The 23,592-nt window shown below is 58.6% G+C and carries 40 protein-coding genes; 22 read left to right on the top strand and 18 right to left on the bottom strand.

The annotated features are described in order from the left end of the window. Window positions 1-51: 51 nt before the first annotated feature. The 14 genes from nusG to AF337_RS16265 form a co-directional block, all read right to left on the bottom strand. Window positions 52-666, bottom strand: coding sequence for a transcription termination/antitermination protein NusG (nusG, locus tag AF337_RS16330; RefSeq protein WP_049732850.1), 615 nt, complete (start codon window positions 664-666; stop codon window positions 52-54). Window positions 667-845: 179 nt separating this feature from the next. Continuing rightward, a complete protein-coding gene (locus tag AF337_RS16325; RefSeq protein WP_049732849.1) occupies window positions 846-1,046 on the bottom strand; it encodes a response regulator transcription factor in 201 nt (66 codons plus the stop codon). Beyond that, entirely contained in the window at window positions 1,043-1,573 is a 531-nt protein-coding gene (locus AF337_RS16320) for a helix-turn-helix domain-containing protein (protein WP_160320320.1), read from the bottom strand. The genes AF337_RS16325 and AF337_RS16320 overlap by 4 nt, the downstream gene beginning before the upstream one ends. Further along, window positions 1,570-1,770: a hypothetical protein gene (locus tag AF337_RS43280; RefSeq protein ID WP_049732847.1), complete on the bottom strand. Its 201-nt coding sequence runs from the start codon at window positions 1,768-1,770 to the stop codon at window positions 1,570-1,572. Before AF337_RS43280 ends, AF337_RS16320 begins: the two co-directional genes overlap by 4 nt. Continuing rightward, window positions 1,767-2,183, bottom strand: a complete 417-nt coding sequence (locus AF337_RS16310) for a hypothetical protein (RefSeq protein ID WP_049732846.1) — start codon at window positions 2,181-2,183, stop codon at window positions 1,767-1,769. The genes AF337_RS43280 and AF337_RS16310 overlap by 4 nt, the downstream gene beginning before the upstream one ends. After that, on the bottom strand, window positions 2,180-2,755 hold the full coding sequence (locus AF337_RS16305; RefSeq protein ID WP_049732845.1) for a hypothetical protein: 576 nt from the start codon (window positions 2,753-2,755) through the stop codon (window positions 2,180-2,182). The genes AF337_RS16310 and AF337_RS16305 overlap by 4 nt, the downstream gene beginning before the upstream one ends. Then, complete coding sequence (locus tag AF337_RS16300) at window positions 2,752-3,114, bottom strand: RusA family crossover junction endodeoxyribonuclease (protein WP_049732844.1); 363 nt, start codon at window positions 3,112-3,114, stop codon at window positions 2,752-2,754. The genes AF337_RS16305 and AF337_RS16300 overlap by 4 nt, the downstream gene beginning before the upstream one ends. A 73-nt stretch (window positions 3,115-3,187) precedes the next feature. Beyond that, window positions 3,188-4,078 (bottom strand): adenine nucleotide alpha hydrolase family protein, encoded by an 891-nt coding sequence (locus tag AF337_RS16295; RefSeq protein WP_049732843.1) that lies wholly within the window; start codon window positions 4,076-4,078, stop codon window positions 3,188-3,190. A gap of 40 nt (window positions 4,079-4,118) precedes the next feature. Beyond that, window positions 4,119-4,895, bottom strand: coding sequence for a DNA cytosine methyltransferase (locus AF337_RS16290; protein WP_049732842.1), 777 nt, complete (start codon window positions 4,893-4,895; stop codon window positions 4,119-4,121). 75 nt (window positions 4,896-4,970) lie between these two features. Continuing rightward, entirely contained in the window at window positions 4,971-5,366 is a 396-nt protein-coding gene (locus AF337_RS16285) for a hypothetical protein (protein ID WP_342028438.1), read from the bottom strand. Between the two features lie 303 nt (window positions 5,367-5,669). Then, on the bottom strand, window positions 5,670-5,819 hold the full coding sequence (locus AF337_RS43275) for a hypothetical protein (protein WP_160320319.1): 150 nt from the start codon (window positions 5,817-5,819) through the stop codon (window positions 5,670-5,672). Beyond that, window positions 5,816-6,223: a hypothetical protein gene (locus AF337_RS16275; RefSeq protein ID WP_244471272.1), complete on the bottom strand. Its 408-nt coding sequence runs from the start codon at window positions 6,221-6,223 to the stop codon at window positions 5,816-5,818. Before AF337_RS16275 ends, AF337_RS43275 begins: the two co-directional genes overlap by 4 nt. A 49-nt stretch (window positions 6,224-6,272) precedes the next feature. Beyond that, window positions 6,273-6,758, bottom strand: coding sequence for a YdaS family helix-turn-helix protein (locus AF337_RS16270; RefSeq protein WP_049732839.1), 486 nt, complete (start codon window positions 6,756-6,758; stop codon window positions 6,273-6,275). Next, window positions 6,755-7,054 carry a hypothetical protein gene (locus tag AF337_RS16265; RefSeq protein WP_244471271.1) on the bottom strand — a complete coding sequence of 100 codons (300 nt, stop codon included), beginning with the start codon at window positions 7,052-7,054 and terminating at the stop codon, window positions 6,755-6,757. Before AF337_RS16265 ends, AF337_RS16270 begins: the two co-directional genes overlap by 4 nt. Window positions 7,055-7,086: 32 nt before the next feature. On the opposite strand from AF337_RS16265, the gene AF337_RS16260 reads away from it, so the two are divergent. The 19 genes from AF337_RS16260 to AF337_RS16165 all read left to right on the top strand — a co-directional run bounded on the left by AF337_RS16260 (window position 7,087) and on the right by AF337_RS16165 (window position 16,977). Next, the gene (locus AF337_RS16260; protein WP_049732905.1) at window positions 7,087-7,785 is read left to right on the top strand and encodes a LexA family transcriptional regulator; all 699 of its coding nucleotides are present in this window, start codon (window positions 7,087-7,089) and stop codon (window positions 7,783-7,785) included. Between the two features lie 1,127 nt (window positions 7,786-8,912). After that, a complete protein-coding gene (locus tag AF337_RS16250) occupies window positions 8,913-9,242 on the top strand; it encodes a hypothetical protein (RefSeq protein WP_049732837.1) in 330 nt (109 codons plus the stop codon). Next, window positions 9,243-9,617 (top strand): hypothetical protein, encoded by a 375-nt coding sequence (locus tag AF337_RS16245; protein ID WP_049732836.1) that lies wholly within the window; start codon window positions 9,243-9,245, stop codon window positions 9,615-9,617. Further along, window positions 9,614-9,856, top strand: coding sequence for a hypothetical protein (locus tag AF337_RS16240; protein WP_049732835.1), 243 nt, complete (start codon window positions 9,614-9,616; stop codon window positions 9,854-9,856). Before AF337_RS16245 ends, AF337_RS16240 begins: the two co-directional genes overlap by 4 nt. Window positions 9,857-9,914: 58 nt before the next feature. Beyond that, window positions 9,915-10,196, top strand: a complete 282-nt coding sequence (locus tag AF337_RS16235; protein ID WP_049732834.1) for a hypothetical protein — start codon at window positions 9,915-9,917, stop codon at window positions 10,194-10,196. Window positions 10,197-10,262: 66 nt separating this feature from the next. Further along, the gene (locus AF337_RS16230; protein WP_049732833.1) at window positions 10,263-10,478 is read left to right on the top strand and encodes a hypothetical protein; all 216 of its coding nucleotides are present in this window, start codon (window positions 10,263-10,265) and stop codon (window positions 10,476-10,478) included. Window positions 10,479-10,488: 10 nt separating this feature from the next. After that, window positions 10,489-10,830 carry a DUF6283 family protein gene (locus AF337_RS16225; protein ID WP_049732832.1) on the top strand — a complete coding sequence of 114 codons (342 nt, stop codon included), beginning with the start codon at window positions 10,489-10,491 and terminating at the stop codon, window positions 10,828-10,830. 222 nt (window positions 10,831-11,052) lie between these two features. Then, window positions 11,053-11,787 carry an HNH endonuclease gene (locus tag AF337_RS16215; RefSeq protein ID WP_049732830.1) on the top strand — a complete coding sequence of 245 codons (735 nt, stop codon included), beginning with the start codon at window positions 11,053-11,055 and terminating at the stop codon, window positions 11,785-11,787. A gap of 27 nt (window positions 11,788-11,814) precedes the next feature. Next, window positions 11,815-12,594 (top strand): hypothetical protein, encoded by a 780-nt coding sequence (locus AF337_RS16210; protein WP_049732829.1) that lies wholly within the window; start codon window positions 11,815-11,817, stop codon window positions 12,592-12,594. A gap of 4 nt (window positions 12,595-12,598) precedes the next feature. Continuing rightward, window positions 12,599-13,021 carry a hypothetical protein gene (locus AF337_RS16205; RefSeq protein ID WP_244471270.1) on the top strand — a complete coding sequence of 141 codons (423 nt, stop codon included), beginning with the start codon at window positions 12,599-12,601 and terminating at the stop codon, window positions 13,019-13,021. Next, window positions 13,018-13,215 (top strand): Lar family restriction alleviation protein, encoded by a 198-nt coding sequence (locus AF337_RS16200; RefSeq protein WP_049732827.1) that lies wholly within the window; start codon window positions 13,018-13,020, stop codon window positions 13,213-13,215. The genes AF337_RS16205 and AF337_RS16200 overlap by 4 nt, the downstream gene beginning before the upstream one ends. Further along, the gene (locus tag AF337_RS16195) at window positions 13,212-13,454 is read left to right on the top strand and encodes a hypothetical protein (RefSeq protein ID WP_049732826.1); all 243 of its coding nucleotides are present in this window, start codon (window positions 13,212-13,214) and stop codon (window positions 13,452-13,454) included. Before AF337_RS16200 ends, AF337_RS16195 begins: the two co-directional genes overlap by 4 nt. Then, window positions 13,441-13,842: an HNH endonuclease gene (locus AF337_RS16190; RefSeq protein WP_049732825.1), complete on the top strand. Its 402-nt coding sequence runs from the start codon at window positions 13,441-13,443 to the stop codon at window positions 13,840-13,842. The genes AF337_RS16195 and AF337_RS16190 overlap by 14 nt, the downstream gene beginning before the upstream one ends. Before the next feature lie 344 nt (window positions 13,843-14,186). Then, a complete protein-coding gene (locus AF337_RS42295; protein WP_152971107.1) occupies window positions 14,187-14,537 on the top strand; it encodes a hypothetical protein in 351 nt (116 codons plus the stop codon). A gap of 70 nt (window positions 14,538-14,607) precedes the next feature. Further along, entirely contained in the window at window positions 14,608-14,814 is a 207-nt protein-coding gene (locus AF337_RS16180; RefSeq protein ID WP_152971106.1) for a hypothetical protein, read from the top strand. Next, complete coding sequence (locus AF337_RS16175; RefSeq protein ID WP_049732822.1) at window positions 14,811-15,032, top strand: YheV family putative metal-binding protein; 222 nt, start codon at window positions 14,811-14,813, stop codon at window positions 15,030-15,032. The genes AF337_RS16180 and AF337_RS16175 overlap by 4 nt, the downstream gene beginning before the upstream one ends. 217 nt (window positions 15,033-15,249) lie before the next feature. After that, window positions 15,250-15,426, top strand: coding sequence for a hypothetical protein (locus AF337_RS43270; RefSeq protein WP_160320318.1), 177 nt, complete (start codon window positions 15,250-15,252; stop codon window positions 15,424-15,426). Beyond that, complete coding sequence (locus AF337_RS16170; RefSeq protein WP_049732821.1) at window positions 15,426-15,749, top strand: hypothetical protein; 324 nt, start codon at window positions 15,426-15,428, stop codon at window positions 15,747-15,749. Before AF337_RS43270 ends, AF337_RS16170 begins: the two co-directional genes overlap by 1 nt. Before the next feature lie 187 nt (window positions 15,750-15,936). Next, window positions 15,937-16,977 (top strand): tyrosine-type recombinase/integrase, encoded by a 1,041-nt coding sequence (locus tag AF337_RS16165; protein WP_049732820.1) that lies wholly within the window; start codon window positions 15,937-15,939, stop codon window positions 16,975-16,977. A 234-nt stretch (window positions 16,978-17,211) separates the two neighbouring features. Here the strand turns inward: AF337_RS16165 and AF337_RS42290 are convergent, their stop codons facing one another. Next, complete coding sequence (locus AF337_RS42290) at window positions 17,212-18,351, bottom strand: YaaC family protein (RefSeq protein ID WP_152971105.1); 1,140 nt, start codon at window positions 18,349-18,351, stop codon at window positions 17,212-17,214. Between the two features lie 358 nt (window positions 18,352-18,709). Here AF337_RS42290 and AF337_RS16155 point away from each other — a divergent pair, with 358 nt between their 5' ends. After that, complete coding sequence (locus AF337_RS16155) at window positions 18,710-18,952, top strand: DUF982 domain-containing protein (protein ID WP_049732818.1); 243 nt, start codon at window positions 18,710-18,712, stop codon at window positions 18,950-18,952. 370 nt (window positions 18,953-19,322) lie between these two features. On the opposite strand, the gene AF337_RS16150 is transcribed toward AF337_RS16155, so the two are convergent. Further along, complete coding sequence (locus AF337_RS16150) at window positions 19,323-19,583, bottom strand: hypothetical protein (RefSeq protein WP_049732817.1); 261 nt, start codon at window positions 19,581-19,583, stop codon at window positions 19,323-19,325. A 57-nt stretch (window positions 19,584-19,640) separates the two neighbouring features. Next, entirely contained in the window at window positions 19,641-19,901 is a 261-nt protein-coding gene (locus AF337_RS16145; protein ID WP_049732816.1) for a BON domain-containing protein, read from the bottom strand. A 175-nt stretch (window positions 19,902-20,076) separates the two neighbouring features. Here AF337_RS16145 and AF337_RS16140 point away from each other — a divergent pair, with 175 nt between their 5' ends. Continuing rightward, window positions 20,077-20,343 (top strand): putative periplasmic lipoprotein, encoded by a 267-nt coding sequence (locus tag AF337_RS16140; RefSeq protein WP_049732904.1) that lies wholly within the window; start codon window positions 20,077-20,079, stop codon window positions 20,341-20,343. 101 nt (window positions 20,344-20,444) lie between these two features. After that, entirely contained in the window at window positions 20,445-22,505 is a 2,061-nt protein-coding gene (locus AF337_RS16135) for an ATP-dependent helicase (protein ID WP_049732815.1), read from the top strand. Between the two features lie 13 nt (window positions 22,506-22,518). Here the strand turns inward: AF337_RS16135 and AF337_RS16130 are convergent, their stop codons facing one another. Next, entirely contained in the window at window positions 22,519-23,571 is a 1,053-nt protein-coding gene (locus AF337_RS16130) for an enoyl-CoA hydratase/isomerase family protein (RefSeq protein ID WP_049732814.1), read from the bottom strand. Window positions 23,572-23,592 lie beyond the last annotated feature (21 nt).

The following is a 23,592-nucleotide window of genomic DNA, read 5'->3' as shown; positions in this document are numbered from 1 at the left end:
GGCACGAAAACCTGTCGAAGTCGGCCGCGAACCAATTAAGCACGTCAACCATCATGCAACCCTTTCCACAAGCCCAATCGGGATTTCCGCATTCGCCATCCCGTTGAGGGTTTCGATAACGGCCTTGATCGTGTTGCGGCCGGTCGCGGCGATGATTGTTGCCCTCCTGCCGGCGAAGAGCCGATGCTGGCGGCCGATGGTCACGACGCTGCCGGCGGGGAACTGTTCGGAGGCCACACGGCGCGTCACCTTGCGAAGCCGCTGCTCTTCCTCGTAGGCTCTCAGCGCCTTGTGATACTCGTACAGCTCACGAAGGCTTGTCTCTGCCATCTGGATAAGATCGATCTGCGCCGTGGGTAGCGGGATGGGTGTGCCGCCGATGCCGATGATGGAGGCGACGAAATCGCAGTCCCGAACCTTCTTCCAGTTCTGCTCGTCGTGGACCGCCTGCATGAAGGCATAGCCGGGGATCAGCGGAAACCGCTTGTCGATCGCCTGCTTTGTGCGATGGTGGATCTTCAGCGCCAGTTCCGTTGGCATGTAGCATTCCATGCCTTCGCGCTTCATTGACCATTCGATATTGGTCAGGCGCTCGTCGTGCCGATAGGGCCTCGATGCGCCAGGCTTCAGTCTTAGTGCGTACCATGCCATGTTTGCCGCCTTCATGCCCGTTCCTCGCTATGCTAGTTTGATCCAGATGCTCTTGCCGTCTTGGGAAACCTTCACGTCCTCGATTTTCTCGTCGCCGGCGAGCGTCACCCCGTGCCGGTAATAGCCGGCGGCTTCCATGTCCCGCTTCTCTTTCTCACGCTCTATGTGAGCGAGGACCTGTGCGAGCGTTAGACTCATGTGATGACGCCCTGCCGCAGCGCCGCCGCTACGAGCGAGGTGACGTTTGCCGCGCCGAAGCGGTCCATCATCTCCCGCTTGTAGGTGTTGATGGTGTTCGCTCGAATGCCGAGGATCTCGCCGATGAGATCGGTCGTCTTGCCGTTGCTGAGGTGCACCAGCACTTCCTTTTCGCGCGGGGTGACGTGAATGCTCATGCGCGCTCGTCCCCCGTCTTGTGCTTCTTGACGCCGCTTAGAATTGATGTGTGGTCACGCTTGAAGTAGCGGCCGATCGCGGGGAATGAGAGATCCGGACGCTGGCGGTAGACCTCGTAATAGCAACGATGCCGAGGCGTGATCAGGTCGCGGGTGCGCCGAACGCTGACGATGTCGGCCATTGTGACGCCTGGATAGTCCTGCAGAACCTCGTCGACGATTTCCTTGACGCGGCGGACTTCGGTATATTCCTCCTCGTCCGATTCTACGTGCAGCAACTGGCAGAGCTTGTGCGCCTGGTCGATGACGCGGGCGTTGCGATCGGCCAAGTCTGCCTTTAGCTGCCGGATCTCGGCGTCTCGCTGCTCCAATTCGAAGCGGAGGCTGCGCGCCGTCATTTCGAGCATGCCGATGCGCTTCTGCTGCTTTGTCTCCAGATCAACGGCAGCCGGCGGCCGAAACAGGATCGCTCGCGTTGCCTTGTTGTGTTCATGCTGTTCCATCATGACTGGTACATGGATACTCATTCTGCGCCCTCTTGCTGCTGTGCAGGCGGTTCCCATGCCTGCTGTGTTGCCCATAGCCATATGGTTCCGGGTCTGAGTGTGTGACGCCTACCCTTGAGAACCGTGTCGTCGATGCCGATGTGATCTTCAGCGAGGCGATAGCCCTTGTTGAAGAGTTCTTCGGCTCGGCGTTCGTGGATCTGGCGCCAGTCTTTCATTGCCCGGTAACCCGCATGCTGCTGGCAACCTCACGGAGACGAGCTGCCATTTCGGCGCGTCTCTCTGGGCTTTCCTTTGGCTGCTGAATCGGCACGACGTTCGCCGCCTGGGCACGCTCGACGACGCGCTGCTGCAGGGCGCGCTCGGATTCGGCCATGTCTTCGTACGCCCGCTTGTTGATCCATGAGGCGGCGAGCGGGATATACTCCTTGTCGCGCTCCTTCATGGTGCGGATGAAATATTTGGCACCATCGGTGATATCGCGAGGGTCTGCGCCGGCATTGACGTGCTTGAAGAATGTATCGCGGGCGTCGCCGCGGCCATCGGTGTGGCGGGCGTAGGGCCGCCATGAGTTCCAGAACTCGACGAACTCGGGCGTTTCGTCTGCCTTGGTGGTGAAGTGCTTGATCATGCCTCTTTCCCCTCGTAGAAGATCCTCGGGCCTGTCGATCCGGAGCGTTCCGGCCCCCAGACGTACCAGGCATGGTCTTCGGTTCCCGTCTCGCCATTGCCGGCCCAACTGATGCGATCGACGAGGTTGATCTTCGCCATGAAGCGGTCATTGTCGCGGAAGAGGTGATGACGGGTCTTACCGAAATCGAACTTGGCAGTGAGCAGCATCGCGACATTGCCGGCGCAGCGCTCAAGAGCCAGTTCGCAGAACCGGACGGCCAGACGATTGCCCTTTCCGTATGGAGGATTTGTCACGATGGCATTTGGGCGTTCTGTCAGCATCGGAGACACATGGCCCGATAGGAAATCGAACATCTCGCAATGGCTGCGGCCGTAGTTCTCGATGTCGCTCGTCCAGACGGTAGCCCCGTCCTTGCGGAGAACGTCTGCCATCATGTGAGAGCCGGCGGCAGGCTCCCAGACGACATAGCCAGCCATTGGAAAGCGGCGCAGGAGCGCATGTGTTGCCCACGGCTCCGTGGCGTAGTAGTTGTTGGCGACGATCTCAAAATTTGAGGCGCGAACGGTCATGCCGCCAGATCCTCTTCCGCCTTCTGCAACAGCACCACGCACGGCGCCGGCAACCCCTCCCCCCACGTCATCAGCAAGCGCTGGCAAAAGCTGTCGTCCTTGACGATGCCGTGCATGACGAGGAAATCCGAAACGCACTTTTCGAGATTACCGATATCGCGGGCGCGCTTGTCGGGAGCCTGAAGGCAGATGGATATGCTGTACGGCCCGAGCCGTTGCCTCATGCTGTCCTTGACGACGATGGAGGCTTCAGCAATCCATGCCTCATAGCGTGGCGTCTTGTGCCGACCGCGCTTGTTGCCCCCGTTCGCATAGAGAGCGTTGACGGATATTGGGAAAGGAAGATGGAGTCTGATCATGCTGCCTCCCCGCCGCCGAGGTATTCGGCTATCTGGACGGTATCGAGACCGGATTTCAGGAGATCGATCAGTTTCATGCTGCTTCTCCTGCACAGTAAGACCCGCACTCGACGTCGGCATCCATATCGTCTGCTTCTTCGTCGAAGAAAGTCGGGTTGGCGCGCACTTGCTCTACCAGTTGGGCCACGCGATCACGGCTATCGAACCATCCGTCGTGATCCACCTCGCGCTGATGCCACCAGACTGGCGTCTGCGGGTTGTCTCGGATCAAGCGCTTGCGAATGCCCTTTCCCTTCTGGAAACAGAAGTCGCAATTTCCTTCCCATGAGGCCAACCCCAGATCGAACCCCTGCGGCAATGGATGTGTGAGGTTTTTCGGATCGGTATTTTCGCCAAGCCAGAAGCGCATTACGTCCGGCTTCTTAACCTTCGCATTGGCGAGCGGATACCTAACCTTCCTTTTGTCGGTTTCTGCCCGAGCAAACCCATTAAGAATGCGCAGCCCTTCGTCATCACGAAGCCCAATGACTTCTAGATATTGACCAGGCTCAAGACCAAGTTCCTGGCGCATCAGCGCATCCTTGGCGTAGATCTTCAAAAACGTCGTGCACCAGCGTTGGAACGTGTTGGGCATTCGTTTTTTGATATCTATCAGCGCCTTAAAGGGCTCACCTTTTCGGCTCGCACTATTGAAGCCAACTTCCTCAAAGGCCGCGTATTTGGATTCCTTGCGGTCAGGGCGCCATTCGACCCACCTGATACGGACACCCCACCGGCTACCGCACTCGTGAACGAAGCGAAGCGTCTCTTCCCTCTCCTTGCCAGTGTTGGCGAACGAAACAACCACGTCGTCGGGCAGCTTCCCGCCGTGGACCTGAAGGATCTGATAGAGCATGTATGCCGAGGTGCGGCCGCCGCTGAAGCTGATGAGCGCTGGGCCTTCGATCTTGTATGGGTTCGTCATCGCCGCCCTCTTGAGTTACCTGGGTGTGTATGGGGGTGGGTTAGGCATCCATGAATGCGCCGATCACTTCCGCCGCGACTTGCGGGACGATGGCATTGCCGTAGGCGCGCAGGCGTCCCATGCCTTCGGATAGCCCATCAGCCAGGAGCTTAATTCCGGGTGACAGTAGACGCCGGGTATTGTCGGCGCCTTCCATTGGGATCGCGGAAGCCCAAAAAGAACCGCGGCGTCCGTCAATGTCGTCCCGCCGTGAAAGATCGCTCCCGGCTGCCGACTGCTGGTCCGGTTTCTTGAGCCCATCGCGTCCTGCGCTGTTGGAGCTGGCCACCCAATAAAGCCGTTGCCTCTGCTGGGGCGAACCCGAGATGAAACCTGGAACGCTGGCAATCCCGCAGGCATATCGATCGCCTTCCAAGTCAGATCGAACGGCAGACATCCATTTGAGGCCAATCGGGCTTGCAACCTGCTCTCCAAAGACCACTGCAGGTCTGCACTCGGAGATGAGAGAGAAAAAAGCGGGCCAAAGGTGTCGTTCGTCGAGATGACCTTTTTGCTTGCCGGCGCTTGAAAGCGGCTGACATGGACATGAGCCGGTCCAGACTCGTCGATCGTCATCCCAGCCTGCAAGCTTAAGGCCATAGCTCCACCCGGCGATGCCGGCGAAGAAGTGGCATTGTGCATATCCCTTAAGGTCGTCTGGCTGGACATCTACGATGCTCCGTTCGTCTACATCGCCAGGCGCTATGTGACCGGCCGCAATGAGATTGCGTAGCCATTGGGCCGCGTATGGATCTATCTCGTTGTAATAAGCGGTCACTTGTCGTCTTCCTTACGCTCGTCCAACAACCATTCCGCCCACGCGATCCGCTTGCCGGCCACCTTCCGCCAGTGCTTAGCGAGCCATCCGCGCATCGAAGGCGGCAATCTTTTCGTCCAGCGTAGCCAGCCTGGCACGTAGTTCTTCGTGTTCACGTTTCGCCTCCATCACGATGGCTGCCCTTAGAGCATCCATCTCCTCGCTATCGATCCGGCGCGCCGTTCCCTCGTAGATCGAGCGAGCCCTTCGGATCGTGAATTCCTTTTGCACCCGCGGAGCAATGAACCGCACGGCCTGATAAAATACGTTGTCGAGCTTGCCATAGCGCCGCAAAGGCCAGGCATCCCTGAATGTGTCTCTTGCTTCGAAAACGGCACTCATGACCTTTTTCCTGTTTCTCGAATTGCCCTTGGGTTGAGATCCCACGTGGCTGTCGTGATGTTCGTGCACCTTGTCGCCCTTCTGGTTCATATTCGCTCTTGTTCACGGAGCTACTGAAGATGACCAAACAGGACATTCAGATCATTGGAGACGAAGGAGCCGCCCTTGCTGGGGCCTTGGCCCCTTCGTCTCGCTCAGGCACCCGCCGCCGGGAACCAGTTATTCAGATCAGAGCCGACCGCCGCCCGATGGGCTCTGAAGATGCCAGTGACCTCGATGAGGGTGTTTCGTCGTTGGGGTCACTGGCCCTTCGTCTCGTAGCGAACTGGTCGCTACCGTCATGCAAACTGTTGAGGCTGGATCAGAGGGGGAAGTGATCCAGCCTCTATCCCGCTACGCCCTGGGAGGGTTGCGCTGGGGATGGGGAATTTGTTCTTCGCGGCTGATCTGACCGGACCGAACGCAAGCCGCGACGGTGACAGCGGTCATGAGGAAGAAGCCGCCGGCTACCAGGGTGATGAAAAGGGGGCCGAGGAATGTCATGCTGCTTCTCCGGTGGTTAGCTTGTTGGGTCTTTCTGCCTGCACCCGTTCAACGGGCGCATAGCCTTCAACTGCATGATGTGCTGCGATGTCTTCCGGGAATTCAGGGGTGATGGAGTGAGCACGCCGCACAAGTTCGCAGATCTGATCGGGCCAAATCCACCAGACCGGGAAGGTTCCTTCGTCTTCGGCGCGGCGGAAATCTCCGCCGTTCGTGACGCGACGACCAAGGCTGTCGAAGCACATGGCCGTGAAGTGGTGGCCGCGCCAGCCTTTGACCTCACCGTGTTCGGTGTTGTTGTACTGAGGGTGGCAGGTGAGCCACGACGATGCCTTGTTCACCCACTGCTGATGGCTGGTGAACTGCTGGCCTTCGAAAGGTGGCTTGATACGGTCGTCGCTCATGCTGCCTCCGCTGCGGCTATCGCGCGATTCATTTTGGGGGTGGGGGTGGTCATTGGATCGACGCCGAGGTGCTCGAGAAAATGTCAGGACGCAGAACCTGCCGGTCATGGCCCGTAATGTTGGAGACGATGGCGCAATATTCAGCAGGCACCTTGAGCCACTGCGCGACCGCAGCTGGCGTAACGCCGCATTCCCGCGCGATTTTTATCTTCTCGCCGCGCTTCACGATCAGGCCGCACATTTCGTTGTGCGGCTTTCTTTCGTCGCCAGACTTGGGGAGCGTCTTTTCCTTGCGGATCAGGGCGTTGTCCGAGATCCACACCAGAAACTCTTTCGAAGCTGCAAACCATTCGCGGTGGCAATGAAGATGTTTCCACTGTTTCTGGACGTGCGTTTCAACGCTTCTGTCGCCGGACATCACGCCTATCAGCGTGCAGGGGAACGGGGAGTCCGCCGCTACCTTGCTTACCCGTCTCCAAGGGTCTTCGGAAAAGCCAACCTTCACGCGGCCGCTGCATTCGATGAAGTAGATCATGCCGCGCTCTCCGATGCTGCTTTGGAACTGGAGGCGTGTCGCTCGGCGAGCCACTCAAACGTGACGCCGTTGATCGCCCTCGCCTTTGCTGCGGAGACAACCTTGCCCCAATGGCCAGGAGCTATGCTTTCGCGAAGGCGCATCTGCCTTGCGGCCTCGTATCCGCACCCAACAGCGGATGCGAATTCGGCGATCGTGTCCCACTCATCGATGAGGGCGGAAATGGAGGAAGGTTTGTTGCTCATTTCCACAACGTACAAAACGTACGAAATAAAAGCAAGCAAAAAATCGTACACCTTGCACGATGTTTTTAAGCCATAAGGTACGAATGAAAAAACCGAAGGATCGCCTACAGGAAGCGCGAGCTGCGGCCGGGTTTGACAGCCCGACCGAGGCCGCCTCGGCGTTCCCGCGCGAGATCAATAAAAATACCCTCATAAGTCACGAAAATGGCAACCGTGACCTGTCTCGTAAGGCCGCTGAGAAATATGCCGCCCTCTTTAACGTGGATGCCGGGTGGCTGCTGTACGGAAGCGAACCATCCCTTAACGTTAACGAGACTTCCGAGGGTATATTACGAGATCTTGAACTACCCAACGCTGTTATTGGCGATAAAGTGGAGGGCTTGGGACGCAAAATACCCGTCTATGGACAGGCGGTCGGCGGCGTCGATGGGGAATTTCTCATGAACGGCTCGGTTCTTTACGAGACTATGGCTCCGCCATCGATTTCGAAGATTTCTGAGGCTTACGCCGTTCAGGTCGCCGGGGATTCGATGTATCCGCGCTATGAGGACGGTGAAATTTGCTATGTCGACCCCAAAAGGCGCGTGAAAAAGGGCGATTACGTGATTGTCCAGATTCGCCAGGAAGAGCACGGGCCGACGCTGGCCTACGTGAAAAAGTTCATCCGGCAAAACAGCATCGAGCTGGTGCTTGAGCAATTCAATCCCGCAAAAGAGTTGCGCTTCGCTGGCAACACCGTTGTGTCGGTTCATTACATCGTGCTGGCGGGCGCTCCGACATAATCCCACGTTCGGCTGGACCAGGCGCGGCTCCTAGAGGTGCCCTTTCTGGATGCTTATCCTGTTATATTTTCTCTCTTCGATCTGGTCTTGCTTGATTGAGAGATCGTTGTGATGCCCGCAACCAAGAACCCCGCCATCCCAAGATAGCAAGGCTCCCTGTTGCGAGAGGGGTATCTTGCTCGACCGAGCCGACCGCCGCTTATCCCGCACATGCCTGCTTTAAGCCGCAGCATGATTTGGTGTCTTCTTCAGGGGCTTCCCCGTCGATCTGGGCACACCACCAACTTTCGTTGCCAGAAACCCATTTGGCCTGATCGATCCCGTTCCTTGCCAATCACCAGCGCACGGCCGAACCGGTCCGCGTCATTCCGCACGCTCTGGTTCTGAACTGGTTGCAATCTGAGCACGATATGATATCAGTGATATCACTGGTTCGGTCCGCAAGCCAATTCTCACCAGTCACAGCCCCGGCGCTCACTAAAGCGTGCGGGGCTTTCCATTATCTACGCTCTGATTCCCGCCTCGTCAAACATTTTGTACGACGATTAATTCGTCCGTTTCCCGAAAATCGTACAAAACGTACTTGACCTTCGATCGTACAAAGCGTACGTTCTTCCTCAACGAACACCCGCACCCACCCCCTAGCCCACTGGCAGGGACCGGCTTTAACCGAGGACGAGACGATGACGATCAGCAAGCACACACCGGGACCGTGGACCATGCGGATAGCAGGCAATGGAGATTGCGGTATCAGCGCCGAAGGGACAAACCTATGCACTTCCCGCACATAACGGCGCAGTTCGTCGCGGTCCGTACGTACCTCCTCAGAGGAACGACCAAATACGGCTACGGCGACACTGTCGAAGCTGCGATCGCAGACTCTCGGCGGTCCGACGCATACCGTTCATCCATGGTCGAAGTATTCGCAAAGACTGACGAGACTGAGGTTATTCGTGGGCGGCTCAACCATCTCTACGCCCGTTACCCTCTGGAGACCGTTTCCACCGGCTCGTGGCCCGCATGACGGACATGTGGTTCGACGACATCAGCGATGACCGGATCGAAGAGTTGGAACGCCGAGTGGACGAGTGGCGCTGGATGAACGCCAGCGGCGAGAGGATTTAGTCATGCCTAGCACCGAGACAAAACAGAAGCATACGCCGGGGCCGTGGGAGGTCTTTACTACCAAGGACGAGCCGCAGATGGGGAACTTTCATTCTGCGATCTATGGGCCCGCTGGTGAGTATGACGGCCTGTTCGTCGCTCTCGCCAATCAAAACGGAAACTACGAGGCAGACGCGCACCTGATTGCTGCAGCTCCTGAGCTTCTTGATGTTCTCAAGGCGATGGTAGCCGAGACGGTCGAATATGCCACGATCAACAAACTTGGCGACCCTGAAAAACAGCACAACGTCAAGTGGGCTCGCTCTGTCATCGCCAAAGCAGAGGGCAAGTAGATGTCTCTTGAGACCGTTTATTTCTTCGAAGAGCTGCAGATCCCTTCCTTCGGCGACGGCGCGCTCTTCTACGGACAGGCTGTTCTCGCTGACAACAGCGGCGACACTGACGCCTTCGTCGTCACGGCAATCCGCCTCGACAGCAACTGGCTGGAGCGTCCGAACAGGGATGGTGCCGCCAACCTCTCGCAGCAGCTCTTCAAGGCCATTTCCGAAGTCCTCTACGACGAGAAGACGGCCAACGGCAGACACGCCCAGCTTGAGTGGAGCGACGCAGTTTCTGGCGAGATGCCTCCGATACCACTTTTCAAGCCTCGTGCCGGCCTTCTCGGGCTGATCGTCCGTGGGGCGGATATGGCGAGGGAACGGGCATGAGCGAATGGAAGAAAGTCCCAGCAGAAGCAACGCAAGAGCTTCTGGCCGACGCCTCCAAAGGCAAGCAAGTCCTCGCCTACGAGGGCGGCAGTTTCTACAACGCCTGGCTTGAATTCGACGAATACGATGGCGGCTGGCTGTGGATGGACGAACGCGACAGTGAACCTAATCCATCGCATTACATGCTGCTGCCAGATCCCCCAATCCGATTACCGCGGCGAGCCTCGCGCGCTCGATAGCGCAGCACGGTTCCGATAGGCGATCAACCAATCAATTCAAACGGAAGAGGAAACTGAAATGAAGATCGAAACTGCGAAGGCAATTCTTGAATGGGAAGACGACGATGACGCTGAAAACTTCGTCGCGGTCATCGAGGGCGAGCAGACCGGATCGACCCGGTGGGAAGGCCAGTACCGCTCTGTCTACCAAGATAAGCGCGATCTTTCGCACTGGGAAATCTCGTGGTCTCGCGGCCTTACCGAGATGCAGGACGACGGCCCGAAAGGCGTCAAAGTCAATCAGGTATGGCCGCATGACGTCACCGTCACCGTCTTCAAGCGAGAGCAGCCGGCAGACTGATCGATCGTCTTCGGCGTGTCCCGTTTTCTCGGGGCACATCCAAGGCGATATATAGAGGAAACGGAAATGGCAGAGAAGAAGCAAATTGACGACGGCGGCTTGGCTTTCCCCGGCATGAGCCTTCGGGATTATTTCGCTGGTCATGCGTTGGCGGGCATGTTCCGTCACACAGGCTGGATCAACACGATCGATGACGACCAAGTTGAGGTGGCTAAGCGCGCCTATCACATCGCAGACGCCATGATCCTCGCCCGCTCCTCCAATCTCCAATCAGGCGAATAGGGAGGGGGATATGAGCGAGAAGTGGAAGCTCAAGCGCCTTCGCCAGTGCGAAAAATGTCCGTGGAAGGTCAGCACTGACCCGAACGAAATCCCCGGCGGCTATAGCGAACAACTGCACCAAGCTCTCTCCTGCACGATTGCCGACCCGCATTCACTGCGCGGCACCGGCCATGTCTTCGCCTGCCATGAAAGCCGGGTTGGCGAAGAGGCGCATTGCGTCGGCTGGCTGATGAACCAGCTCGGCCCCGGCAACAACATCGGCCTGCGACTGAAGATGATGTCCTGCGAAAACATTGGACATGTGCAGTTGGACGGCCTGCAGCACGCTCGTTTCGAGGACACGTTGCCATGACCTGCCATCTCCGTGACCTTCGCGAATGCGCCTGCACCCCACAAGAATGCAAGGCAGCCCGCCCCGCATCTACGGCCCCTACTCACCGCGCCTCTGTCAAAGACATCCTCATGACTGCGGCATGGGTTGGATCGATCGCTTTCTTCATCGCGTTTGTGGTCGCCGCTCGGGCTGAGCCGTATCTGAAAACGCAGCAGCTTATCGCACAGGAGAATGTCAGCCATGTCGCCCGCTGAATTTCGCGCCTTGGCTTTGAAGGCCAAGAAGGATGCAGAAGAGTATCGGCTAACCGCTCTCACTGCTCCAGAGCCTAGAAAAACAGTCCTGCTGAAGTGGGCAAAAAACCGCGAAGAAGATAGCGCGTTCTACACATCGAGGATCTCGGTCTTGCATACCTGCAAGGTCGAAGACTGCAGCAAAGATGTCTTTAGAGCAGGTTATTGCTCTGCCCATTATAATCGGCTGAAAAAGCACGGCACCCCCCTAGGCGGCGGGTCATCACCTCGAGATGGGGAGCGGTTCATTCAGAACGTTATTGCCTCTGAAACAGAGGATTGCATCGACTGGCCATATGCGAAAGCAGGCGCGGGATACGGCGTTATTGAATTCGGAGAGGGAATTCGCTTTTACGTCCACAGGTTTGTTTGTGAGGTCGCCCATGGCGAGGCTCCATCTAAATCTCATCAAGCCGCTCATAGCTGCGGGAGAGGCGGGTGCATCAATCCCCGCCATCTTCGGTGGGCAACTCCGTCCGAAAACAACTTAGACAAAATTCAGCACGGCACGATCGGCCGCGGCGAAAAGGGCGCGATGGCTAAGCTTTCTGAAAAGCAGGTCGTCGAGATCCGCAAACTTAGATCTGACGGCCTCACTGAACAAGAAGTTAGCAGGCTCTTCAATGTCGATCGAGCGCAAATCGGAAGAATAACGCGGCGAGAGAATTGGAGCCACGTTTGATGAAGATGACGTTTAAGGAGAACCAAAATGCCGCTTGATCCGAGAATTGAAGCTATCCGCGTCAAGTACGGATTGCAAGAGTCCGATTTCTGGCAGATCCCGCAGAACAAGCAGTGGGTCGCCAAACATGCCGCGCTCGAAGTCGTCGCTACCAAGGCCGATGTCAAGTTCTCGATGCCGACGATCATCGAAGCCGACACCGAAAAGGGCATCGCCGTTCTCGCTGTGTCGGGTTCGCTTGGCGACCGGTCGGACTGGTCCACCGGTGAGGCCAGCTCGAAGAACTGCAAGAACGCCTATCCGTGGGCAATGGCTGAGAAGCGCGCCAAAGACCGCGTTGTCCTCAAGCTCGTCGGCATTCATGGCCTCGTCTACTCCGAAGAGGAGGCGGACGACTTCAAGGATTCGCGGGTAGAAACCAAATCATCCGCCAGCTTGAAGCGCGGCGGGGCGTGGGAAAAGATCATGGCCGATCTTGAAGCCGATATTGTCGATGTCAAATCGATGGCAGGCCTCGACAATCTTCGCAAGCAGTATCTCGACCAGGCAGAGAAAGACGGCTGGACGGCGGCGTGGCGCGCGGCACTCCTCGACCGCCTCGAAGGCTGCGAGGCTGATATCCGCCGCGAAAGCCTCTGGGAGGAGATGACCAGCATTCAAACGCTCGGCGGCCTCAAGAGCTTCTGGGACGAGAACGCCGTCATCATCAAGGCATTCGGCACCAAGGCCCTTTCCGACTTCACGACGAAGAAGGAGAAGATGAAGGCCGACTTCATCGCAATGCAATCAACGCCAGTTGCGGGGTGATGCCATGTCGAAGAAGAGCAGCGAAACCGCCCCGTTCTATGTCATCCGCGATGGCGACCGCCTTATTGGCGAAATGGAAATGGACCGCGAGATGATCCGCGAGTTTCCCGCCGGCCAGCGCATCAAGGTCGATCTTTATACCGGACGAATGCCTAGCCGTCTTCGCTTCTACCGAGCTTTCCTTCGCGAAGTTCGGAAGGCGACTCACTGCGCCGTTACCGATGACGCACTCCACGGCGCCGTGAAACTTGGGACAGGATTCACCGAAGACGTGAAGCTTGCAGGCTACATCGTCAAGATCCCGGCCAGCGTGGCTTTCAGGGCGATGGATGAGCAGACGTTCGGCGTCTTCCTCGTCGAGGCGCTGGCCTTTATCGCGGCGGAATTCGGCATCACTCCAGAGCAGGTGAAGGAGCAAGCTGCATGAGCGAACCCCTCAAGCCCTGCCCGTTCTGCGGAAAAGATGACGGTTTGTATCCGGCGCATAATTGGCCCGGTGGCGGCAAGCCATATGCAATCGACTGCATTCGATGCGGGTTTGATTTCACCCCGCGCGAAGGCATGGACGTTATCGAGATGTGGAACCGTCGCGCTGCCGACGAGAAAGGCGGTGCAGCATGACCAGTTTCGATCGCCTCGCCCGTCGCGTCATCCGCTCCTGGCTCTCGTATCAGGCCGCCCGCCGCCTTGCAAAATCCGACCAGCGCCTTGCAAGGGTTATCCCCGGATACAGCGCCAACCGCTCCCGACTGGAGAAGGCCAAGCGCTCTCATCGGAACCAGCAGGACGCTTTGCTTGATCTGCGATCGGCAATGACAGCCGCCCTCTCCAACAGGGGGGAGTCAGATGCGCAGCGTTGATGAGTGGATCGGCAAGACCGACGACAGCATGCCGCCCCCCCGCGTCCGCGACAGGATATTCCAGCGCCACGACAAGCGCTGCTACCTCTGTTCGAACCCGATCAAGGATATCGAGGGCTATGACCTTGACCACGTCCAGGCTCTCGTCAACGGCGGCGCGAACACGGAAAGCAACCTTCGCCCGGTTCATCGCTTCTGCCATGTCGGAAAGACAGCAATCGACCTGAAGGCCAAGGCCAAGGCCGCCAAGGTCCGCATGAAGCATAATGGCACCATCCGACCGACCGGCAAACTCCGCGGCGCACCTTTCCCGAAATCCGAGAAGGCGGAACGGCGCGTCTCTAAGCCGCCGCTTCCTGCCCGTCCCCTTTACGAAGAGAGGTCTTAACCATGGCTGCAAAACCCTGTTCAGTCACGGACTGTCCAAAGCCTCGGTACTGCAAGGGATGCTGTAAGCCACATTACGATCGCCTGTGTCGGTACGGAACTCCTCTAGGAGGCGGAACTGCGCATGGCGAGCCTCTACGCTTCATACGTGAAGTTGTCATGCAGTACAGCGGAGATGGCTGCTTAACATGGCCGTATGGCAGGGACGGCAACGGGTACGGCAGACTATATATCGGTGATAAGGGAGTGATCACCAGTCGCTACATATGCAAACTGGTGCATGGCGCTCCACCATCTCCAGAGCATCAAGCGGCGCACTCGTGCGGCAATGGACACGAAGGCTGCGTGACGCCTGGGCACCTTGAGTGGAAGACTCCCAAAGAGAACTCAGCAGATAGGAAAGTACACGGCACCCAAAGCTCGAAGCCGTTAAAAATAAGAAAGAAAACAGTAGCCGTGCCTGTGGATCCGCCGGAAGCGCTGCTCAGGTCCATGGCAATCCGGTACGATCACGGCCTCGCCATCCCGGGATACTACGATAAGCCGATCTTCGGAGCGGAGAATGTAGGGCACGGCCGCCGTATGGAAAGCACCATGGAGATAATGCGGCAGCTTTACGAAGAGGTCGTTGGAACAGGCTTCTATAGGCCGGCCAAGAGGTTAGCCGAAACCAGGAAGGAGAACGGCAATGGTTAGAGATCCAGCCCCAAGCGAAAAGCACTCTGCATTTGCGCGGGGTGTTGTCGCGCTCGCACGCAAACACGGAATGGACAGCCTCACCGTGTCGTTCCGGGCGAACTTCAGCACCATGTTCCCGACAGGAGCGCCGCCCAGTCCAATCTACAGCGGGTTGGTGACCATAAACTGGTCGGAAGGCCGGCACGGCTCTTATAACGACATTAAACTTAGGTTCGAGGGCGGCATGACCGTCAGCGAAGCAGGGGGAGACGGCAATGGGGATGGCGGCGAATGACCTATCCTAAGATGAAGCCGTGCCCGGAATGCAACGACGCAGACAACCTCAACATATTCAACTACGATGGGTGGCGCCATGTCGAATGTGTGAAGTGCAATTACCTCGGGCCGGGATGCGCCAGCTTCGCTTGGGCGATCCGCCACCATAACAACGATATGGACGCTCGCGCCGCCATCCGCTCCTCTCCCGATCATGGAAAGGTTGGTGAGACGTGAGCCGATACGTAAAAGTCAAAGACGAATGCGGATATTGCGGGGATCTAGCCCGCCGGCCTCGCCATGCCGAAGTGCCTGAAACGTGGCACGATGGATTGCCTATCAAGGCGAGATATCGACGCGGCGCGATCATTTGCGCCGACTGCCAATGGTTTGAGTTCGATGAATTCTGCCAGTCTCAGGGCTGCAGCGCTTCAAACCCGGTGAGGTATTATCCATGACCACGAATGAAGCCGATATTCGGAACGCTGCGCTGGAAGCGGCGGCGAAGGCGGATGAAGAAAAGCCGAAGCCGCCCTGTAACCACGTCCATGATCATGTGGTGTGCGCTGGTCGCGGTGCTGCCTTCAACGTTTACCGGTGCCGCTACTGCGGTGATGAGGAGTGGCTGTGATGGCGAGCGACGAACACCAACTAGAGCGTGCCCTTCACATTCTCCACAATATGGCGCTGGAACGCACGGGGCCTGTGTCCTTCTTCAATCGTTGGTACATCTCGGACGAGCCGTTGAGAAACGATGCGGCCAATCTGCTGCGGGAAATCGGATATCACGCGGCTAGACCGACAGGAACACGGCTCGTCGGCGACGATACCGCCATCCGTGCGCTGAAGTCGGACGCTGCCCCGGCCCCCGAGCCCAAACCCTTCACCTTTGCCGATCCGGCTGCCCAGCTACAGCATGAACGGCTGCGGGCGAGGAAGGCAGGCGATACGTGAGCGCACCATCTTTACCGGAATGGGCGCAAAAGATCGCCCCTGTTGATATGGACGGAGCGGCCATGCTCCTCGGCGTTTCTCGTCGATACCTCGTTGACGTTCTGAAGCTGCATAAGCACTATGAGCGCCGCGGCGTCCGGAAGGTCTTTTATCCGGAGCACATTGCTCTCCTGCGGGAATCTCTCTCATGTCCGACCTCGAACTCCAAGAGCGAAATGGTATCTGGTACGCCGTTGGCACTATCGGCGGAAAGCGCATTCGAAGAAGCCTTAAGACTCGCGACAAGAAAAAAGCCAGCGAACTCGCCGCCCATTTCGAGGCAACGGCGTGGAAACGTCATACCTATGGCGAAGAAGCCGTAAGGCTGTTCGAGGAAGCGGCCACGAGCTACATGAAGCAGGGCGGCGAAGCGCGATACCTGGCACCCGTCATCAAGTTCTTCAAAGGGCGCGCGATTGGAACGATAAAGCCTGCTGAGATCCGCTCTATGGCGCTCACGGTCTATCCGAAGCATTCGCCGGCCACGCGGAACAGGCAGGCCGTCATTCCTGCGAGAGCGGTGATCAACCACGCCCACGATCTGGGCTGGTGCGGCCCGCTAAAGGTGAAGATGTTCGATGTCCCGAAGTCGAATAAACATAAGCCAGTCGATCGGGCGTGGCTCGATGCGTTCCTCACCCAAGCTGACGCGGACGGCCTACCGCATCTGTCTGCTTGCGTTCTGTTTATGCACCAGACAGCCGCGCGCGTTTCTGAGGCTGTTAATCTTCTGGGCGAGCATGTCGATCTTGGCGAGCGCACTGCGGTGCTGGCGAAGACGAAAACCGAAGAATGGTCGGTTAGGCATCTGACGACAGAGCTTATTGTCCGGATCGCCGCGCTTGGCATTCACGAGGGGGAGAGGGTATTCAGCTATACCGACAGGGCGTCGGTCAATCGCCGCATGGCGAAGGTTTGCAAGAGAGCGGGGATTATCGCGCGCTCGACGCACTCTGCAGGCCGGCATTCGTTCGGAACAAATGCGATGACCGGCGAAGGCGCGGACATTAAGGCTGCGATGGATGCAGGTGGATGGAAGTCGGCCAAACTGTTCCTGGAAACATACGTTCACAGCAAGGATGCTGGCCGGAAGCTGGCGGAAAAGTTCGACCGTCAAAATGGGAAGATTGGCGCAATCCAGACACAGCCCGTAAAGCGCAAGGGCTATCGCTTTGGGAAGAAAGCATGATTTTCCACTCGTCACGCTACCTTGGTAAGGGTGAGGTCGGTGGTTCAATCCCACTCGGCAGCACCAGTTTTCTCTATCGAAATCAATTAACTTGCTCGCGTGGCGCCTCGGCATTGCGCCCGGATGAAGCAGGAGAACAGAGCGCAATTTGCATAGCCAAATGCGATCAGAGCTATTGATGTTCGGTCGAACTACTGGGGTTCAATGCCTTTTCATCCCCAGAAGCAAAAGAAATCACTCATAAATGTAGATCGAGCGTTCGAGAGCGGATAGGGCAAGCAGGGGTACTCGATTGATTGCATGCTCGACCAGCTCGTCGATCAAGGTGGCGCCAGAAGAACTGGCACGCTGCTCCTTGATCCAAATATTTGGATGATACCGAGTAATCATTCCGGCGATGTAGAGTGCAATATAATAATAGCCAAACTCATTGAGGTAGTCGCCGGCACCTACGAAAAACAACACATCGTCAGCGTCCGCAAAGGCTTCTGGCATAGTGAATGTGGATTTCGCGTATTTTTGGTCTAAGAGTGATGGCGTCCACTTTATGATCAGACCCGCGCCGACTTCTGAAATCTGGAACTCGTTAACGCAGTTCGGATGCATCGTGAATTTTGCTCCTACCGTATCAAGGACCGGAGGAGGCACGTGATGCATAAAAAATGTGCGGGTAAGCGAGACACGGTTCCAATCTTCGTCCACCTGAATCTCCTCAGCAATCTTTCCTCGGCATAGGGCCGTTTCTTGGTCATGGAGGTCCAAAACCGACCGTAGAGCCGGTAAGTGTTTCAGGCAGTCGCCGAGGGTTAAAGATGCGTTGGGAAGAACTACATTCGCTAACGGCGTGTGAGTAGAAGCGAGATGTACGTTACTTCTTGTTCCAGCCCAATGGTAAGTGGTCGAACGACTGTAAAGTGGAATATGGCAAGCAAACTGCCGCCAAAGACCAAAAAGCCCGTTGAATCCCGAGGCATCTTCAGTAGGACGTGCAGCGAAGTCCCATAGCGATTGACCTTGGACCAATTTAAAACCGTGCGAATTCGAGCGCTGCGCTCTAGCATCGAAGCTGTGATCTCCATTCCCGTGCCATAGAATCTCGGCGTTTGCCAACGCGGTTAGGCCGTAATATGCCATCAGAGCTCTAGTCGAGGGACCGCTGATTTCCGCCGACTTGAAAAATTCCCGCGCTTGCCCGATAGCGAATGAGAGCTGGTGCATCTGCTTGCGGACATTGTCGCGAAATCTAACAGGTATCGTGCGTTCAACGATTAATCTATTTGCGGATCGCTCCACGTCTTGAAATGCAGAGAGCCTTCTCCAAGCAACGTCGGCGCCTCTGCTTTCCTTGATTTTGCGTATTTCGAACTCGGTCAATTGTGAGATCTCAGTCTGACGTTGCTTTGTTGATATCGCTTCGATGCCGGAAACGCTAGTAAGATGAGGAGGTGGAGGGTCGTTGGGCAGCAAACTTTCAAAGGAAGACGTACCGAGATGATAGCTGCGACCAAAGAACGCGCCGCCGAAGCACGCGATGTCCCGTCGTACTTGCGCGAGCTAACGTCTGCGAACGAAGCGGATGGCGACGAGAAACGAAAATGAGCGTAATCTTCGTTAACCATCTGCCCATTGCTGCCGGCAAAAATCACGCTAGAATTAACTATCGCGGCGTCTTTACGGAGGAATAGGGAGGCGCTGCATCCTTTGTTCTGTCGACAATCATGGAGGAGCATCGATGGCAACTGAAAAATGGAACAGCCCGGTCAAGGTTGGTTTCGAGGGAGCCGATCTTAGAACGGTCAATGGTCCGTTCGATGCGTTGAAATGCCTGGCGGATTTCTGGCCGAACTCGCGCGGGCTGCGTTATATCAAGGCCCGCAGCACCTGCCGGGCAGCGCTCGATGGGCGCAAGAGCGTGGAAGAGGCGAGAGCCGAGTTTCTGGCGGCGGCCGAAGAGGCGAAGCTGAAACTGCACTAAAGTATGTCGCGCAAAAGTGTGCAGCGGTTTTGCGGCAACGACATGCGAGGAAATAAAGAGCTAAAGCGCAAGGAGCGAATCTGAAAGATCGCGACGCGTTTTAGAGCGCCCAAGCGTCCGACAGGACGCGAAAGCACGCTCCGCCCCGTTGAACGTACTCAGGCCGGCATTTCCGTAAACGGAATGTGCCGGAACGGTGCAACGCTTTAATTTACTTAACCCTGCATCGAACTTGTGGCGGGTTTTGGTGCAACGGGCATTGCGCCTGGGACAGGTGTATTCCTAGAAGACGCCCAGCCATCATGATGATGGTCAGAGGCTCGTCACCTCTGCGGCAACGCAGGCGAGCCTCGTTTGAGCAGGACTGTTTTCAACAGTCCGCGGCGCCCTCATTCTCCACCTCGATATAACCGACGCCGATGATCGTGCCATCGCCCGCGCGGATGAAGGAGGGGAGATAGTGCGGCTCGGCCGGCGTGCAGGCAACGGCGCCGGTATATTCGTTGAGAGCGATCTGGTCCTTCGGCAGCGCGGAATAATTCGTGCCGGTTTCGAGCGAGGCATAGGCGGAGCCGGCAAAGGCAGCGGCCGATATCACGGTGATTGCCGAGAGGCGAGGAAGCGACGGCATGAGGGTCTCCAGCGTTTCGATCCGGCATTTCAACCCGCGGGAGGGCACTTGGTTCCCTCAGCGCCGCAACAGGCGACTGTGCACATAACCTCGGCCGACGATACTCTCGGCGACCGCGACCGCCCGCTCGACATCGCCGCGCCGGCGCACGAAACCGTCGAGGATGACATAGGAACCGAGCACGCCGACGGTAATCTCCTCAGCGTCGAGATCTGCGGCGGCATGAAGGGCGCTCTCCACCGAAGCGCGTGTCGCCGCCTCGCCATGGCCCTGCCGGCCGGGTTCGTCATGGTCGGGGAATACAGGAAACCCGATCACTTAAGCCTCTCCTGAAGTTGGTATGTCAGGTTAACGCCGCAACAGCGCTTTCGTTGCGGTCCGCCGGTCTCGGCCGGATATTCGCGCGTATTTCTGCGGGACAGGCTTGGCCTACCCTTGGCGGAAGCTTTCGCGGTTTCCATATTTAGTCGCAGTCGGAAGGGGGATGACGACGATGAAAGTGCTGCTGCTCGCCTTGTTTGCCGGGGTCTTGCTCGCCGGCTGCTCGTCAGCCGATACGCCGGCGCTGGACCCCATTCCCGGCAGCATCACCTATGGCGGCCAGCCGCGGACGAAGCTCACCAAATCGCCGGTCGGCAGCGCCGTCCACCACCAGTTCTACGACGGGACCGGCCAGCGCGTTGAGGAAACTTATATTCTTCAGCCGGATCGCAGCCTGAAGCTGGTGCGGCGCGTGGTGGGCCCGGATTTCCCCGATTGAGACTTGCGCCGTTCCAGGCTTGACAGCAGCTGAAATCGCGAACATTCAAGGAACATCTAATCTTCCCCAGTGATTCTGCGGGAGCCCGACCGGACGGCTGGATGTATCTCGAAAAGCTCAATCCCCAGCAGCGCATGGCCGTCGAGCACGGCACGCTCACCGACGGCAGCCATATTGCCGGGCCGCTGCTGGTCATCGCCGGCGCCGGCTCGGGCAAGACGAATACGCTGGCGCATCGGGTTGCCCATCTGATCGTCAAGGGCGCCGATCCCCGCCGCATCCTGCTGATGACCTTCTCGCGGCGGGCCGCCGCCGAGATGGCGCGCCGCGTTGAGCGCATCTGTCGGGATGTGCTGGGTGCGAATGCCGGTGTGATGACGGATGCGCTTGCCTGGTCCGGCACCTTCCACGGCATCGGCGCGCGGCTGTTGCGCGATTATGCCCAGCAGATCGGCCTCGATGCCGATTTCACCATCCATGACCGCGAAGACAGCGCCGACCTGATGAACCTCATCCGGCACGATCTCGGCTTCTCCAAGACGGAAAGCCGGTTTCCGGCCAAAGGCACCTGCCTTGCCATCTATTCCAGGGCGGTGAATTCCGAGACGGCGCTCGACCAGGTGCTGCGCGACGCCTTTCCCTGGTGCGCGGCCTGGGAGAAACAGCTGCGCGAACTTTTCGCCTGTTACGTCGAGGCCAAGCAGAGCCAGAACGTGCTCGATTACGACGACCTCTTGCTCTACTGGGCGCAGATGGTCGGCGAGAGCGTGATTGCCGAGGATATCGGCAGCCGCTTCGACCATGTGCTGGTCGACGAATATCAGGACACCAACCGGCTGCAGGCCTCGATCCTGCTGGCGCTCAAGCCCCAAGGCCAGGGGCTGACGGTGGTCGGCGACGATGCGCAGTCGATCTATTCCTTCCGGGCCGCGACAGTGCGCAACATCCTCGATTTTCCCGCCGCCTTCAGCCCGGCCGCCAATATCGTCACGCTCGACCGCAACTATCGCTCGACGCAGCCGATTCTGGCCGCGGCCAACGCCGTCATCGACCTCGCCTCGGAGCGCTTCACCAAAAATCTCTGGACCGAGCGGCAATCCTCCGAGCGGCCGCGCCTGGTCACGGTGCGCGACGAGGCCGACCAGGCGCGGTATGTCGCCGACATGGTGCTCGACAATCGCGAGGAAGGCCTCAAGCTCAAGCAGCAGGCGGTGCTGTTCCGCGCCTCGCATCACAGCGGACCGCTGGAGGTCGAACTGACCCGGCGCAACATTCCCTTCGTCAAGTTCGGCGGGCTGAAATTCCTCGACAGCGCCCATGTCAAGGACATGCTGGCCGCCCTGCGCTTCGCCCAGAACCCGCGCGACCGGGTGGCGGGCTTCCGGCTGATGCAGATCCTGCCGGGTGTCGGGCCGTCGACGGCCCAAAAGGCGCTCGACCTGATGGCCGAGGATGCGAGCCCGCTCGCGGCGCTGGCCGCCATGCCGGCGCCGCCACGCTCCGGCGAGGACTGGACGGCATTCGTTTCCATGCTGCAGGAGATGAAGTCGGGCAAGGCCGGTTGGCCGGCGGAAATCGAGCTGGCGCGGCAATGGTATGCGCCGCATCTGGAACGGCTGCATGAGGATGCGGCGACGCGGCAGGCCGATCTCTTACAGCTCGAGCAGATTGCCGGCGGTTATGCCTCGCGCGAACGTTTCCTCACCGAACTCACCCTCGATCCGCCGGATGCGACCAGCGACCAGGCGGGCGTGCCGCTGCTCGATGAGGATTATCTCATCCTCTCGACTATCCACTCGGCCAAGGGCCAGGAATGGACGAGGGTCTTCATGCTGAATGTCGTCGACGGCTGCATTCCGAGCGATCTTGCCGTCGGCGCCAGCGCCGAAATCGAGGAGGAACGCCGGCTGCTCTATGTGGCGATGACCCGCGCCCGCGATAGCCTCGACCTCGTCGTGCCGCAACGCTTCTTCACCTATGGGCAGAATGCGCAGGGCGACCGGCACGTCTATGCCTCGCGCAGCCGCTTCATTCCGGCGACGCTGCTGCAATTCTTCGAGGCCTGCAGCTGGCCGCAGGTGAAATCGGAGACCGCCGCGCAAGCGCATGTGCGGCAGATGCGCATCGATGTCGGCGCCCGCATGCGCGGCATGTGGCGATAAATCGAGTATCGTCTCAGAGAGATAGCGGCGGTTCGGCCGGCTTCAGGAAATGCTCGATCCTTGCAGCTCCCACCGCCTCGACGGACGCCGGCGACCATTTCGGATTGCGGTCCTTGTCGATGACGGCGGCGCGGATGCCTTCGAAGAAATCCGGATTATCCAGCATCTGCAGGCAGGCGCCGAGTTCGCGGCCGAGGCATTCGGCAAGCGAGGCGCTGCGGCGGCCGGCTCTCAAGAGCGCCAAAGCGAGTTTCAGGCTGGTCGGCGAGCGTGTCAGCAGCACGCCGCGGGTCTCGGCGGCGAAGTCGCCCTCCTCCTCGGCAAGGGCTGCCAGGATCTGCTCGACGCTGTCGAAACGAAAGGCGCGATCGATCATCGCCGCGTTCCGCCGCAGCCGGCTGTCTTCGGCAGGTTCCGCAAGCCCCCGCAAGAGGGCATCGACATCGCTGGCCGCGCTGCCGCGCGGCAGGGCCGACAGCGCCTCGACCACCGCGCCGAGGCGCGACGAGGCGATCTGCAGATCGGCCAGCCCGGCATGGATCGCATCGGCGGCACCGATATCGAGCCCGGTCAGCCCCAGCCACGTTCCGGCCTCGCCCGGCGCCTTCGGCAACAGCCAAGTGGCGCCGACATCGGGGACATAGCCGATGCCGGTTTCGGGCATGGCCAGGCGGGTGCGCTCGGTGACGATGCGGTGGCGGCCGTGCGAGGAGAGGCCGACGCCGCCGCCCATCGTGATGCCGTCCATCAGCGCGACATAGGGTTTGGGGTAGACGGCGATCATATGGTTGAGGCGGAATTCCTCGCGCCAGAAGGCGCTCGCGAGGCCGTCGCCGGTGCGGGCGCTCTCATGCAGGGCGCGGATATCGCCGCCGGCGCAGAAGCCGCGCTCGCCCTCCCCCGTCGCCACGACACTCGCCACCTCGGCATCATCGGCAAACCTATCAAGCGCCTCGGTGATCATCCGGATCATCGGCAGCGTCAGGCTGTTCAACGCCCGCGGCCGGTTGAGCCGGATGATGCCGGCAGTACCCTGCCGCTCGATAATGACTTCGCCGTCCTGCATGGTTCACCTCATCCGTTACGA

This window comes from Rhizobium ecuadorense (assembly GCF_001187535.1).
GTDB classification, from domain to species: Bacteria; Pseudomonadota; Alphaproteobacteria; order Rhizobiales; family Rhizobiaceae; genus Rhizobium; species Rhizobium ecuadorense.
Note: the sequence above shows the minus strand (reverse complement) of the source record. Positions and strands in the feature narration are given on the sequence as shown.